Origin of the sequence: Streptomyces sp. NPDC050164, assembly GCF_044459945.1 — a bacterium.
Classification (GTDB): Bacteria; Actinomycetota; Actinomycetes; order Streptomycetales; family Streptomycetaceae; genus Streptomyces; species Streptomyces coeruleorubidus_A.
Genome location: NZ_JBITJK010000002.1, coordinates 412,818 through 426,624 on the forward strand (window position 1 = coordinate 412,818; position 13,807 = coordinate 426,624).

A 13,807-nucleotide genomic window follows, 5' to 3' on the forward strand; every position below is an offset into this window, starting at 1 on the left:
GTGCCGCGCCCCACCGCGTTTTCCGTAGCCGCGGGCCACAGCGAAGGAGCGGGCGGAGCGGCCTGTGGGCGGCGGGGTCAGTTTCCGAGTCCCAGGTGGGCGAAGAGCACGTTCCGTGCGCGCAGTACGGCGGCCGGATCGAGCGCGGCGAGGACCGGGGCGGCTTCGTCCCAGCCCTCGGGGATGAGGGCTTCGGCAAGGAGGGCTCGGGCGCGGGGGATGTCCGGACCGGACGGGGGCGGCAGGAGCAGGGCGGCGAGGCGACGGGCGGCCGGTGGGACGAGCAAGGGGCCGCCGCTGAACGAACCGGCCGTCACTTCGTCGCGCACACACGCGGTATAGGCGGCGAGGTGGGCGCATGCCTCCGCCCGTTCCCTGTCGCTCCTCGGGCGCAGGGCGATGCTCCGGGCCGTCTCGTGGTCGCCGAGTGCGGCGTGGCCCAGCGCCAGGACGGCCGTCACCCGGGTGTGCGCGGGCCACTCACCGTGCCTGTGCGCCATGGTGTCCAGGTCGTGTGCGGCGGCCGGATCGTCGGCCAGCGCCGACAGCGTGAGCATCGCCTGGTCGTGGTCCTCGAGCTCCTCGCGGCGGCTGCGGTCCACGGCCCGGTCCCGCAGGAGCCGTCCGATGCGGGCGCCGAACTCGGGGTCGTGGCGGCCCACGGCGACGAGGATCCGGACGACGCGGAACACAGTCGCGTCGCGCAGGTCCGGCAGGACACTGTCCAGCCATCGCCGGGCCGGTCCCTGGGCATGCGGCCACAGTCCTTCGACCACTGCTGCCCACACGTCGTCGCGGTTGCCCGCTTCGAGCACGGCTCCCGACTTCGGGAGCTTCTCGACGACCTCGAGGACCCGCTCGGCCGCCCCCACTCCCGCCATGGCCTGAAGGGCGGTGACCATGACGGTCTGCGACATCTGGAGGAAGTCAGGCGCGAAGGCGAGGTCGTACGCCCGTTCCGCGAAGCGCACAGCCCGGTCCCGGTCGGCACGGACCAGGGCCAGGGAGGCCACGGCACATCCCCAGGAGCGCATCATCGGCAGACCGACCGCCTCCAGGAGCCGCTCGGCGTCATCGGGTCGCCCGATCGCGGCGAGCGCGCCGGCGAAAGTGCCCAGACCGACGTCGCGCGCGATGGAGGTGCTGGTCCCCGACGTGCGGTGCCCGTGCTCCGCCTGCCCAAGCAGGCGCAGCGACCGTTCGGGGTGCTCGGCGGCGACGTGCGCGGCGAGCGCGGCGTACGCCTCGGCCATCACCTCCCATTCGTCGAAGTCCGCGCTGTGCAGGAGGAGTTCCTCAAGGTCATCGGCGTGACCGGCGGCAGCGAGGAGCCGCACGGCGTGCCCGACGATGCCGCGCCCGCTGCTGACATACCCCCGTTGTGCTCCCTCCTGGATCGCCTCCCACGCCTGCGCCGCCCTGCCCGCGCGCGCCCACCCGATGACGATGTCCAGCCAGAGATCGCTTCGGGCCAGGATCTGCACGGGATCGGGCTCCAGCACCATGGACCCCACGAGCCGCTGAGCCTCGGCCAGTCCGCCCGTGGCCGCGAGTCCGCGTGCCACGTCCTGCAGCTGCCACACATCACGTGGCTGTGCCCGTCCGTCCAGTGCCGCCGCGGCCAGCGAGGCCAGGGCCTCGGCGTCGCGCGGGCGGGCCCCGCGCAGTGCCTGAGCGGCGACGGCGGGGAGGTTCCCCGGGTCGCCCGCGCGGCGTCGGGAGAGCTCGGTCACGAAGTCGTACAGGCGACTGGCGTCGTCGGGAGAACCGGCAGCCGCCCACGCCTCGGCGACCGTCACCAGCACCGGTACGCGAGCGGTCCGGGGCCACACCGTCTCGGCCGCCCGTTCGGCCAGGCGCAGGACTTCGGCGCCGCGCACCGGATCCCGCAGCGCCAGGGCGGTACCGAGCAGCGCCTCGATGAACGCCTCGGTGCTCTGGCCGTTGGTCGGCCGCGGCAGTTCGCACAGCGCGCGCACCGCCTCGTCGGCTCGGCCGGCCCGTGCCAGCGCCATGGCCAGAACTCCGTGTGCCGCCATGCAATGCGGGTGGCCGTGGTCGCTGTAGGTCTTCGCTTCCTCCCTCGTCAGCCGCACCGCCTCCTGCGCCAGTCCCACCGCCCGCCGGTCCCCCGCCTCCGCCAGCACACGCGCCACCGCGGCCAATGCCCGCAGCCGGTCGAGCGACTCGAAAACACTGCGGGCCAGCCCGATGGCGTGCCGCACTCGTCCCAGCCGGGCGTACACCGCCGGAATGTCCGGATGCAGGTCCTTGTTGCGCTGGGCCACCAGGTCCCCCGCCACCGCGAGCGCCGCCAACGCCCCCAGGTCGTCGGGAGAGACCCGCCGCACCGTCTCCCTCGCCGCCGCGATCTCCGCGAGGCACGCCGCATCGCTCCCCGTGGCCTCCCGCAGCCGGTCACGTCGACGGGCATCCACGGCCAGGTCCGTGAGTCGGCCCGCCTCCCCGAGGAACACGAGGAGACGGCCGTACGGCTGGAGCAGGTACAGGGGGGTCTCCTCCGGCCAGCCGCGCTTGTCGTAGGAGTCCGCCCACGCGTGCAGACGCTCCAGGTAGGCGACCAGGTCCGGCCCGAGTTCCTCCTGGGCGGTGGTGAGAAGCGTCTCGTGGGCGAAGAGGTACCCGCGGGTGGAGGTGTACAGGGCCAGGTCGTCGCCGTACCCCTCGGGTCCGCCGCCGCCTCCCATGCCGCCGACGTCACCGCGCAGCCGCAGGATCCGACCGAACGCGCTCTCCAACCGCCGACGCAGCTCATACGCCGGCTCGCCGGTGAGTTCGCGCAGGTCGTCGACCGTGAGCGTGCCGCGTGCGGCGGTGAGGAGGCCGACGAGGTCGCGCTGGAGGCGGTCGCCGGAAAGTTCTTCCCTCAGGTCGTACTTGGCCTCGTACTCGGTGTGGCGGGAGGCGGCCGTGGCCGACAGCCTCACCGCCCGGCAGGAGCGCAGCGGGTGTTGGCCCTTGACGTCGGCCGGGAGGCCGGGGCCGACGCGGCTGGTGACCAGGACGCGGACGCCCGGCGGGGGGCGTTCGGGCAGGAGGGAGGCGATGCTCGTGCCGGTTCCACCGGGGGTGAGGGACTGGTCCTCGTCCAGGCCGTCCACCACCAGGAGCAGCGTGCCGCCGTCGTGTGCCACCCGCTGCGCCGCCTGACGCAGCAGCAGCCGGCGCTCGCCGTCGCGGGCGGTCGGGGAGCCGGTGCCGCTCGGTTCGCGGCCTGCGAGGGCGGCGAGCTGGTCGATGACGGCCGCGGTGTACGCGTCGCCGTCGGACTGGCTCGCGTGGCGCGCGGTGATGAAGAACCAGACCGGGACGACTCCGCGCGGCGGATGGAGGGCGAACCACGCCGCCAGCGCCGTCTTGCCGGCCCACGGGGGCCCCTGGAGCCAGAGGTACGGTTCCGGGCCCGCGCAGAAGGAGAGCAGGTCCGCGAGCTCCGTCTCCCGCTCCTTCAAAAGCTCCGGCGCGATGTCCGCGAGGTGGGCGCGGTAGACCTCCTGGATGAGGTCGAGACCGGTCGGCGGTGCGGCGGAGGTCAGCGCGCGGTGGCCGACTCCGTGCCCCAACAGCGGCTCCAGTTCCGCCTGTTGGGAGGGCTCCACGCCGTACGCCCAGCGGTCCACCCGGCTTGCGGCGATCCGGCCCGGACCGTCTCCGCGGTGGTGGCGCGTGACGACGCCGACCAGCAGGCCGCCGCTGAAGACCGCCGCGCCGGACATGCCCTCCCACGCGTCCCGCTCGGGGTCGGGGTCCTCGGCGGGCGGTGGAGTGACGCCCAGGTCCAGCGTCCCCTCACGCCGGTTGGACAGCACCGCGCAGGTCGCGTGGACGTGCTCGGCGTCCCGGAACCGTGCACCGGTGGTGTCGGTACGGAGTTTGAAGCGCGGAAAACCCATCGCGGTGCACCGGATCACCGCGTCCTGCTCACCGACACGGCCGTACGACACCGGCGGTACGTTGCCGATGTGGCTCTCGGGAACCGCGAGCACCGCCACGTCGATCGCCGCGTGCGCCCATTCCACCGCCGCCTCGACGATCCGCTCCCCCGGCCGGTCGGCCTGGAACCGAACCCGGATGCCCGACGCGCCCTCGACGACGTGCGCGGCCGTCAAGACCCGCCCCGGCGCGACGAGATACCCCGAGCCACGGCGGCCCGCGCCGGGCAGGCCGACGATGATCTCCGCGACCCGTTCCGGCCGCAGCCCCCGGTCAGCGTTCGCCGTCAACCTCGTCGCCCGCGATCAGCACGGTCTGCGGCACGCCCCCGTCCGCCGGTACGGCTTTGGGGGTGAGGGTGAGCGTGACCCGCTGGGTCTCGGCCTGCGCGTACTTGCCGTTCGCCCCGGCGTCGACGACCCACAGCCGGACCTTGGCGTCCCCGCCCGCCTCGCGCGTGACGGCGATGGACGCCTCGATCTCCACGGGCCCCGGCTCGAAGCGCAGGATCTCCCCGTCCCCCTCGGTCAGAGCGGCGGTCAGCTGCTTTCGCAACTCCCGGACCATGTCGGCCAGTTCGATCACGCGTCCCCCTCGTGCAGCGGTGCTCAGATGCTACAAGTCGGCACGGCGGCCCGGCTCCCGTATCGCGCCACCTCGACCCGACAGCGCCGGCTTCATCGCGCCGTTCCCGTTCCCGACAGCAGGCGACGGGTCGTCGTCACACCCCACTCGTCCAGGGACAGCAGGCGGTCGCTGGAGGCCATCAGGCCGCCGGTGGACTCCACGTGCGCCGCCCACTGTTCTCGGGTCTCGACAGCCGGGCGGGCCATCAGGCAGTCGGGGTCGTTGATCCAGAGACGGCCGTGCTGCCACTGGCGGCCGGCGCCGGTGAACTCGGCCGGGTCCTGGCCGGGCTGGCTGTAGTCGTCCGCCTCGGGGCGGCGGTGCGGGGCCGTGTCGGGGCTGACGCGCATGGCGTCGAACAGGCCGATGGAGGGGAGCATCGGGGCGCCGCAGCCCAGGAGGTAGGAGTCCGGGCCGATCGCGTCGCGGATCAGGCGGATGCCGGAGCGGTACGCCGTGAGGGGGTCGACGTCCGCGTGGCGTACGCCGTCCAGGGCGCCCGCGTACAGGAAGTCGACCTTGAAGTAGTCGTAGCCCTCGGCGCGCAGGGTGGTGAAGACCTCGGTCAGGTAAGCCGCCGCGTCCGGGTGGGTGGTGTCCAGGACGCGCAGGTCATGGCCCCAGTTGCGGCCCGCGTGGGCGTAGCCGCCGGCGGGGTCCCGGACCAGCCAGTCGGGATGTTCGGCGGCCAGTTCGCTCGCCGGGTCCACGAGGAACGGTGCCGTCCAGATGCCGGCGCGGCGGCCGCGGGAGCGGATCTTGTCGGCGATACCGGCGCGGGAGCGGAAGCGGCCGGAGAGGGTGAGCCAGTCACCGAGGGCCTGCTGGTAGCCGTCGTCGATCTGGACGACGTCGACGGGCAGGTCGAGGGTGTCCATCGCGCGGAGGTTCTCGTGGATGTCGTCCTCGGTGACCTCCGTGAAGTACTCGTACCAGGAGCACCAGACGGTGGGCGCCGGGCGCGGGGCCTCGAGTCCGAGACCGGAGGCCCAGTCGCCCAGCACCGACTGGATGTCGTCGCCCGTGCACTCCTTCACCGGGCCGTCGGCACCGACCTCCGCGACCCCGTCCCGTACGGCGAGCCGGATCGACGGCACCTCGCACGTCGGCTCGGCCGCCGCCCACAGCCGGACCGGTGAGCCGTCGCCGGGGTCGAGCGCGAGCAGGCCCTCGCCCTGGAAGACGCCGTCCGGGACGGTGACGCCGGGCCGGTAGCAGACCGTGGCCCAGTTGGCGTTCGTCGGGCGGTACGGCGCCGTGCCGAGGGCATAGGCGCCGCTGGGGCTCCAGGACTGCCAGCCCTCCTCGTGGACACGGGCGTTGCGGCGGTCGACGGGCACGGAGGCCAGCGGCGTGAAGGGGTGGTGCACGGTGATCTCTTTCGGGAAAGGTCAGCCCTTGTTGGCGCCCAGCGTCAGGCCGCTGACGAACTGCCGCTGGAGGACGAAGTAGACGATCAGGGTCGGGATCGCGGTGAGCAGGGCGCCGGCGGCGACCAGGTTGGGGTCGGTGAAGTACTGGCCGGAGAGGTTGTTCAGCGCCGAGGTGATCGGCATGTTCTCGCCGGTGGAGATCAGGACGATGGCCCAGAAGAAGTCGTTGTAGATCCAGATGGACAGCAGGGTCGCGAGCGCGGCCATCGCGGGCTTGCACAGCGGCAGCACGATCTGCCAGTACAGGCGCCAGACGGAGGCGCCGTCGACGAGTGCGGCCTCGGTCAGTTCGTGCGGCAGCGAGCGCATGTAGTTGCTCAGCACGAACGCGCAGAAGCCGGACTGGAACGCCACATGGATCAGGACCAGGCCGAGCGCGGAGTCGTAGAGCTTGCCGCTCATGGTGATGCCGGGCAGGTCGATCAGCAGGTACAGCCGGTACAGCGGGGTGATGATGACCTGCTGGGGCAGCAGGTTGCCGGCCGTGAAGACCAGCAGCAGCGCCAGGTTGACGCGGAAGTCGAAGCGGCTGACGTAGAAGGCGACCATCGACGACAGCAGCAGCGTCAGCAGCACGGCCGGCACGGCGACGATCAGCGTGGTGCCGAAGTAGTGCAGCATGTCCGACTGCGTGAAGGCGTTGGTGAAGTTGTCGAAGGTCAGCTTGCTGGGCCAGGAGACGTAGCCCTTCTCACTGGTCTCCGAGTAGGGCCGCATCGCCGCGAGCAGGGCCCACAGCAGGGGCGCCAGCCAGGCCAGCGCCGTGACGACCAGGAAGGTGTGCAGCAGGATCCGGGCGGGGCGAATGGGGGTGCGCTGCTTGTGAGCGCCGACGACGGTGCTCATGCGCGCCGCTCCTTCCGGAAGGTGGCGATCAGGTACGGAATGATCACCGCGAGCGAGATCACCAGCAGGACGACTGCGATGGCGGAGCCGTATCCGATCCGGCTGGACTCGCCGATGATGTTGTTGGTCACCAGGATCGACAGCAGTTCGGTGCCCTGGGCGCCCTTGTTGAAGACGAAGACCAGGTCGAAGGCGCGCAGGGCCTCGATGATCGTGACGACCAGGACGACGGTGTTGGTCGGGCGCAGGGTCGGGAAGACGACGTTCTTGAACGTCTGCCACTCATTGGCGCCGTCCAGCGCGGAGGCCTCGCGCAGGGCGGGGTCGACGCTTTTGAGGCCGGCCAGGTAGAGGATCATCATGTAGCCGGCGTGCCGCCAGGAGGCGGCGACCAGGATGGCCCAGAGGTTGAGGTCCGGGTCTCCGATCCAGTCGATGTAGTGGCCGGGCTTGTTGGCTCCGATGAGGCTGTTGATCAGGCCGGTGTCGGGGTTGTAGACCAGCTGCCAGACGAAGCCGATGACCGCCATCGACACCACGACCGGCAGGAAGAACGCGGTCTGGTAGACGCGGCTGAAGCGGATTTGCTTGTCCAGCTGCACGGCCAGGAAGAGGCCGAAGGGCGTGGGCAGCACGATGAGCACGACGAACCAGACGACGTTGTGCTCGACGGCGGGCCAGAACTGCGGGTTGCTGGTGAACAGTTCACGGAAGTTCTGGAGGCCCACCCACTGGATGGAGTCGAAGCCGATGCCGTTCCAGGTGGTGAAGGCCAGCGCGATGGAGGCGAGGGCCGTCAGCCACACCAGGGCGACGTGCAGGATCGTCGGCACGCCCGCCATCAGGCCGAGCGTGAGCCGGTCGCGGCGGGTCAGCAGGCGCTTGTGCCCGTGGGGCACCTTGGCGGGCTTGGACGCGGGGGCGGGCCCCGGAGCCGGCTCGTCGGCCGTCTCCGGGACCTTGGCGGGGGTGGCAGTCATGTCAGATCCGAGTCGTCGATTCTCCGTATCCGGTCACGAGGAGGCGAAGATCGTCTTCTTCTGGCGCTCGATCGACGAGAGGATGCTGTCGACGTTCTTGGGGTTGCGGACGAAGTTCTGGAGCGCGGGCTGCATCACCGTGGAGGTGAAGTCCGGGCGGGAGTCGCGGTCCATGAACTGCGTCAGGCTCTTCGCGCCGGAGATCATCTCGTAGGCCTTCTTCTGCAGCGGCGTGTACGAGGAGGTGTCGGCCTTGGTGGAGGCGGCCACCACGTTCGGGTCGGACTTGAGGTAGATCTGCTCGGCTTCCGGGGTGCCCAGGTACTCCAGCAGCTTGGCGGCGCCCGCCTTGTTCTTCGGAGCCTTGGAGAGCATGAAACCGTCGGTCGGGGCCTCGACGGTGTCCTGCCCGAACTGCGGGTCGATCTCCGGGAAGGCGAAGAAGTCGAGGTCCTCCAGGTCTGCCTTGTTGGTGAACTGCTGGCCGACGAAGGTGCCCAGCAGATACATGCCGGCCTTCTTCGCCACCAGGGTCTGCGCCGCGTCCTGCCAGGTGCGGCCCACCGCGCCCTCCTGGTGGTAGGGCAGGATCTCCGTCCAGTGGTCGAAGACCTTGCGCACCTTGGCGTCGGTCCAGGAGGCCTTGCCCGCCATCAGCTCGACGTGGAAGTCGTAGCCGTTGGTGCGGAAGTTGATCTGGTCGAACGTGCCCATCGCGGGCCAGGCGTCCTTGTCGCCGAAGGCGATCGGGACCAGACCGTCCTTCTGCATCCGCTTGCACAGGGCGACGAGGGCGTCCCAGGTGGTGGGGACCTCGTAGCCGTGCTGGGCGAAGACGCTCTTGCGGTAGAAGACCGCCCACGGGTACGTGTACAGCGGCACGAAGTAGTACTTGCCGTCCTCGCCCTTGCTGAGCTTCTTCATCGCCTCGGGGAAGTTCCCGCCGATCTTCTGCCACACGTCGTCGATCGGGGTGGCGAGCTCCTTCGACGCGAAGAACTGCATGCGGTACCCGGCGAACCAGGTGAACACGTCGTCGGGCGTACCCTGCAGGTAGGAGTTGATCTGCTCCTGGAACGTGTTGTGGTCCTTGGTGTTCACGTCGACCTTGATGCCGGACTTCTTCGTGAAGGCGGCGTAGATCTCGGCGAACGCCTTCTTCGGCACCGCGTCCGAGGAGTTCGACCCGAGACTGACCGTCTTCGGATCGGCGGCCGTACCGCTGCCGCCGCAGGCGCTCAGCAGGGGGATGCCGGCGCCGAGCAGGGTCGCGCCGCCTACGCCACGCAGGAGGGTGCGGCGGCTGGGAGCGGGGAAGGAGACTCCGGAGGGCGAGAGGTCGTGCATGAACGGCTCCTGAGGGCAGGGGTTCGGCCATGAGGGTGTAGCGCGAAATCCGGTCTTAATCGACCAGAAATCAACTTGACCGAACACGGTGGCGCCATAACAGCCGTATGTCCGGTCATGCGTCAAGGGCCGTCGGCTCGATTTGTCGAAACGTGACCGACCCGTGAGGGCGGACGCGCCCGGAAGGGGACGGGAGCCGGCCGAAGAGAGCGGAAGCCGTCAGACAGAGCGCGAGCGGTTGTATGCAGCGACCAGCCTGCGCGGCCGCCGGCGCCGCACCGGCCCGCGGTGCCCCGTACGTCCCCGCCGGTCGACTCCGCGAGCCGGCGCACGATGTCCGGGCCGAGCCCGGTCGAGCCGTCGCTCCCGGAGCCGCGGCCCCGCGCCATCGCGGCCTGCGGGTCGGGTATGCCGGGGCCCGCGTCGGACACGAGGACGATCGCCTCGCGCCCTGCCCGTCAAGGCCGCCGACGCGACGCCCCAGGAGCCGAAGCCGCTGTCGGAACGGACGCCCCCACCGAAGCGCCGGACGCCGAGCGCATCGCCGACGGCCGGCAAACCGCGCCCGGCCCCCACACAACCACCCAGCTACGACGCCGACGGCGGGCGGGCGGTCTTCGATCTCGGCACGACCTCCGCCTCCCTCGTCTCGGCCACTCCGGGCGCGGGCTGGTCGACGCAGGCGTGGAAGACGGAGTCGTGGATGCGCGTGGGGTCCTCCCTACCGAGTGCCGTACGGGCTCATCTGAACACCGACGCGGGCGGCGCGGGGGACGCCACCGCCGCGACGTCCGTGACGGGTACGGCCCCGCCGGTGAAGTCGGTCAGCGTCCGTCCGTGCTCGACCCGGCCCGGATGCGGGTCGGAGGCGGCACGCCGGGTCAGTTCGGCGACGGGCAGCGGCTGGTCGGAGGCGACCAGGACGGCGTTCCCGAAGCGTTTGCCGCGCAGCACCGTCGGGTCGGCGACCAGTGCGAGCTGCTCGAAACGGGCGGCGGCGGTGGCGATCTGGCCGCGCAGGTGGGCGAGCGGCGGCCCGTCGGCGAGGTTGGCGGCGTAGACGCCGCCGGTCTTCAGCGCCCTTCGTACGTCGTCGAGGAACTCGGTCGAGTTCAGGTGGGCCGGTGTCCGGGCCCCGCTGAACACATCGGTGATGACCAGGTCGGCCCAGCCGTCCGGCACCTTGGCGAGCCCCTCGCGGGCGTCGACGGACCGCACCCGGATGCGCGCGTTCGGGTCCAACGGCAGCTCGCGGCGGACCAGTTGCACCAGGCCGGCGTCCCGTTCGACGACCTGCTGCGTGGAGCGGGGCCGGGTGGCGGCGACGTACCGGGCGAGGGTGAGCGCGCCACCGCCGAGGTGCACGGCGTGCACGGGCCTGCCCGGCGGGGCGACGAGGTCGATGACATGCCCGAGCCGGCGCTGGTACTCGAAGGACAGGTACTCCGGGTCGTCCAGGTCGACGTGCGACTGCGGGGCCCCGTCGATCACCAGGGTCCAGGCCCGGGCCCGCTCCCGGTCGGGGATCAGCTCGGCGAGCCCGCCGTCAACGCTCTCGACGACGGCTTCCGCACCGGCCTGCCTGCGCCGACCGCTCCTGGACTTTCCCATTGGGTCATTATCGGGGTGGGGATGTTAAGCGGGGCGTACGCACCCGCCGGGCGTCAGCGCCTCAGCGGCAGCTGTCCGCCGCCTTGATCGTCCGGGCCGCTTCTCCGAGGGCCTTGCGCAGCACCGCGGGGTCCGTCGCGAGGTCCGCCTCCCCGGGCGGCAGCAGCCAGTCCGAGCCCTCCACCGGAGGCGCGGGGGCCAGGGTCAGCCCGCGTCCGTCGGTCTCCGTGCACGTGCTCCCCGGCACGTCCCACCCCGCGGCCGTCCCCGGCGGCACCAGGAAGCCAAGCGTGCCACCGCCGTCGTCGTGCAGTACGGGCCCGACCGCTTCCCCGGCCCCGCGCCGCAGGATGTCGACCGCCTCCAGCCCCTGCCGGGCGGGCACTGTCACGACATCGCAGCCGGCCGGCGGCGCACTCGGCGGTGTACGAGGATCGTTGATCTGGCTGGTCTCCATCCCGGCCTCCACCACGGAACCCCTGCTTGGACGAGCGGTCGGGAGTCGGGGGCCTCCCGGTCCACGGGGTTCAACGCGGCAGGCCGTCAACGGCTACGGCGGAAGTCAGCCGCAAAGGATGGCACTTCATGGCAGATCACGGATGAGATATCCGGTTTGTAGTCAAACCCAGCGTGAGTACTCCGGCACAGCAGGTACGTTCTTGCCCGCCGGACACGGGGTAGACCATACGGACAACACGTACAACTCACCCCGAACCCGGCATGGTTCGTCGGTTCGCACGAGAGGACCCGGCCATGGCGTCGTCAACGGTGACCTCGTCTCAACCCAACCGGCCACCGCGGCCCAACCTCGCCTTCCGGCACCTGCGCGGACAGCGCTCGCCGGCCGAGTTCGCCGCGGCGATCCGCCGGGCCGCCCTGGCGATCGGCGAGCAGGTCAGCTGTGACGCGCGGTACATCGGCCGGGTCGAGGCGGGCGAGATCCGCTGTCCCAACTACGCGTACGAACGGGTGTTCCTGCACATGTTCCCTGGCCGCACGCTCACCGACCTGGGGTTCGCGCCCCGCTCGTCGGTACGCGGACGCCGGGCGCGCGACACCGAGGACGCGCCCCTGACGCTCACCACGAACCCGGCCAACGCCACGAGTGAGACCAGCGGGGCGTGCGAGCCGTATGAAACGCAGAACCCGTACGACCCGCACCACCCGCACGACACCTACGAGGAGAGCGACGTGCTACGTCGCGCATTCATGACCGGCGGCGCCACGGTGGCCGCCGCCTCCCTGGGGCCTGTCGGCCTCGCCCTCGACGCCGCGGCGGCACAGCGCCCCGTGCGCCGCGCCGGGACGAGTGACGCGGGTGCCCTGGAAGAAGCCGTCCGCCGCATCCGGCTGCTCGACGACCGGCACGGGGCCGACGGCCTCTACCGCCGTGCGGCGGCCCCGCTGCGCACCGCCTACGCCCTGCTGGACGCCGGTACGACCCGGCAGACGACGGCGGACCGGCTCTACTCGGGCGCCGGTGAACTGGCCATCTCCGTGGGCTGGCTGGCCCACGACTCCGGACGCTTCGACGACGCCCGCTCCCACTACGCGGAGGCGCTGGCGACCGCCCGGATGACCGGCGATCCGGCCCTGGAGGCGCATGCCTTCTGCAACACGGCCTTCCTCGCGCGCGACGCGGGCCGGCCGCGCGAGGCGGTCCGGGCCGCCCAGGCCGCACAGCGCGTCGCGCGGCCCGTGGGCTCGGCCCGGTTGATGTCGCTGCTGGCCCTGCGCGAGGCGGGCGGCTGGGCGGGCCTCGCCGACCGCGTCGGCTGCGAGCAGGCACTGGCCCGGGCCCAGGCCCTCTTCGACCGGGGCCCCTCGGACGACGACCCCGAGTGGATGAGCTTCTACGGAGAGGCCGAGCTGGAGGGTCTGGAGGCGCAGTGCTGGTCCACGCTCGGCGACTGGCCCCGGGCGGCACGGCACGCGCGGCGGGCGGCGGAGCTGCAGGATCCGCACTTCACGCGGAACATCGCGCTGTACACGGCGGAGCTGGCGGACGACCTCGCGCGGGGCGGGCGGCCGGACGAGGCCGCCGTGGCGGGGATGCGGGTGCTGGACCTGCTGGAGGAGGTCCAGTCGTCCCGGATCCAGACGATGCTGGCGGCCACGGCGCGGGTGTTGTCACCACACCGGCGGGCTTCTGGGGTGTCGGCGTTCCTGGAAAGGCACGCGTCGTTGCCGAGGACGGTGTGACGGGCTGAGGTTGACTGCGGCCCGGGCGGGGATGGGTTCGCTCACCGGCGCCGGCGGGGTGCCGCTTTCTTTGGGACGGGTGCCGCCCCCAGCGGCACGACTGCCCGCGGCTAAGCGGCTGTGGCCAGGTGCCCCAAGTCGTTCCAGCTCTCGATCGCCGGCTCCCCGTAAGCCCACCCCAGCACCGACAGCGACGTCGGATTCAGCCGTATCCGCGCCGCGAAGTCGATCGGCAGTCCGAGCCAGCGCGCCCCGATGGACCGCAGGATGTGCCCGTGGGCGAAGACCAGGACGTCCCGGTCCTCGGCACGGGCCCAGGAGACCACCTCGTCCGCCCGGGCCGTCATCTCCGCGAGGGTCTCGCCCTCGGGGACACCGTCGCGCCAGATGAGCCAGCCGGGCCGGACGGCCTGGATGTCCGCCGGGGTCATGCCCTCGTACACCCCGTAGTCCCACTCCAGCAACGTGTCCCACGCACGCGCGCGCTCGCCGAAACCGGCCAGTTCGCACGTCTCACGCGCGCGTGCCAGCGGGCTGGTGCGCACCTCGACGCCGGGCAGACCGTCGTACGGCGCCCGGTGCAGGCGCTCGCCGAGGAGCTTGGCCCCGCGCCGGCCCTCCTCCAGGAGCGGCACATCCGTCCTGCCCGTGTGCTTGCCGGACAGCGACCACTCGGTCTGTCCGTGCCGGGCCAGCAGGATGCGCGGAGCCATGGGGGACCTTTCCGGGAGAAAAACGCGAGCGGAACTCCCCCATCATCGCGCACGCTGGTCGCGGGCAACCCGGGGGGCGATCTCAGCGTCTTTG

The 13,807-nt window shown here is 71.7% G+C and carries 10 protein-coding genes and 2 pseudogenes; 2 read left to right on the forward strand and 10 right to left on the reverse strand.

The annotated features are described in order from the left end of the window. Positions 1 to 77: 77 nt before the first annotated feature. The 7 genes and pseudogenes from ACIBNA_RS04705 to ACIBNA_RS04735 all read right to left on the reverse strand — a co-directional run. The gene (locus ACIBNA_RS04705; RefSeq protein ID WP_399163809.1) at positions 78 to 4,244 is read right to left on the reverse strand and encodes a trypsin-like peptidase domain-containing protein; all 4,167 of its coding nucleotides are present in this window, start codon (positions 4,242 to 4,244) and stop codon (positions 78 to 80) included. After that, the gene (locus ACIBNA_RS04710) at positions 4,228 to 4,539 is read right to left on the reverse strand and encodes a trypco2 family protein (RefSeq protein WP_399163810.1); all 312 of its coding nucleotides are present in this window, start codon (positions 4,537 to 4,539) and stop codon (positions 4,228 to 4,230) included. The genes ACIBNA_RS04705 and ACIBNA_RS04710 overlap by 17 nt, the downstream gene beginning before the upstream one ends. 92 nt (positions 4,540 to 4,631) lie before the next feature. Then, positions 4,632 to 5,951: a glycoside hydrolase family 36 protein gene (locus ACIBNA_RS04715; RefSeq protein WP_399163811.1), complete on the reverse strand. Its 1,320-nt coding sequence runs from the start codon at positions 5,949 to 5,951 to the stop codon at positions 4,632 to 4,634. A 21-nt stretch (positions 5,952 to 5,972) separates the two neighbouring features. Continuing rightward, the gene (locus tag ACIBNA_RS04720; protein ID WP_399163812.1) at positions 5,973 to 6,860 is read right to left on the reverse strand and encodes a carbohydrate ABC transporter permease; all 888 of its coding nucleotides are present in this window, start codon (positions 6,858 to 6,860) and stop codon (positions 5,973 to 5,975) included. Next, positions 6,857 to 7,840, reverse strand: coding sequence for a carbohydrate ABC transporter permease (locus ACIBNA_RS04725; protein ID WP_399163813.1), 984 nt, complete (start codon positions 7,838 to 7,840; stop codon positions 6,857 to 6,859). Before ACIBNA_RS04725 ends, ACIBNA_RS04720 begins: the two co-directional genes overlap by 4 nt. A gap of 33 nt (positions 7,841 to 7,873) precedes the next feature. Next, positions 7,874 to 9,187 (reverse strand): ABC transporter substrate-binding protein, encoded by a 1,314-nt coding sequence (locus ACIBNA_RS04730; protein ID WP_399163814.1) that lies wholly within the window; start codon positions 9,185 to 9,187, stop codon positions 7,874 to 7,876. A 219-nt stretch (positions 9,188 to 9,406) separates the two neighbouring features. Continuing rightward, positions 9,407 to 9,627: pseudogene (locus ACIBNA_RS04735) on the reverse strand (two-component sensor histidine kinase); the annotation flags it as partial. A gap of 2 nt (positions 9,628 to 9,629) precedes the next feature. On the opposite strand from ACIBNA_RS04735, the pseudogene ACIBNA_RS04740 reads away from it, so the two are divergent. Then, positions 9,630 to 9,899: pseudogene (locus ACIBNA_RS04740) on the forward strand (hypothetical protein); the annotation flags it as partial. 29 nt (positions 9,900 to 9,928) lie between these two features. On the opposite strand, the gene ACIBNA_RS04745 reads toward ACIBNA_RS04740, so the two are convergent. Together ACIBNA_RS04745 and ACIBNA_RS04750 are read right to left on the reverse strand one after the other, a co-directional pair. Then, positions 9,929 to 10,798, reverse strand: coding sequence for a spermidine synthase (locus tag ACIBNA_RS04745; protein ID WP_399163815.1), 870 nt, complete (start codon positions 10,796 to 10,798; stop codon positions 9,929 to 9,931). 61 nt (positions 10,799 to 10,859) lie between these two features. Beyond that, positions 10,860 to 11,255, reverse strand: coding sequence for a hypothetical protein (locus ACIBNA_RS04750; RefSeq protein ID WP_399163816.1), 396 nt, complete (start codon positions 11,253 to 11,255; stop codon positions 10,860 to 10,862). A gap of 296 nt (positions 11,256 to 11,551) precedes the next feature. Here ACIBNA_RS04750 and ACIBNA_RS04755 point away from each other — a divergent pair, with 296 nt between their 5' ends. Further along, entirely contained in the window at positions 11,552 to 13,000 is a 1,449-nt protein-coding gene (locus ACIBNA_RS04755) for a hypothetical protein (protein WP_399163817.1), read from the forward strand. Positions 13,001 to 13,110: 110 nt separating this feature from the next. On the opposite strand, the gene ACIBNA_RS04760 is transcribed toward ACIBNA_RS04755, so the two are convergent. After that, positions 13,111 to 13,713 carry a histidine phosphatase family protein gene (locus tag ACIBNA_RS04760; protein WP_399163818.1) on the reverse strand — a complete coding sequence of 201 codons (603 nt, stop codon included), beginning with the start codon at positions 13,711 to 13,713 and terminating at the stop codon, positions 13,111 to 13,113. Between the last annotated feature and the right edge of the window lie 94 nt (positions 13,714 to 13,807).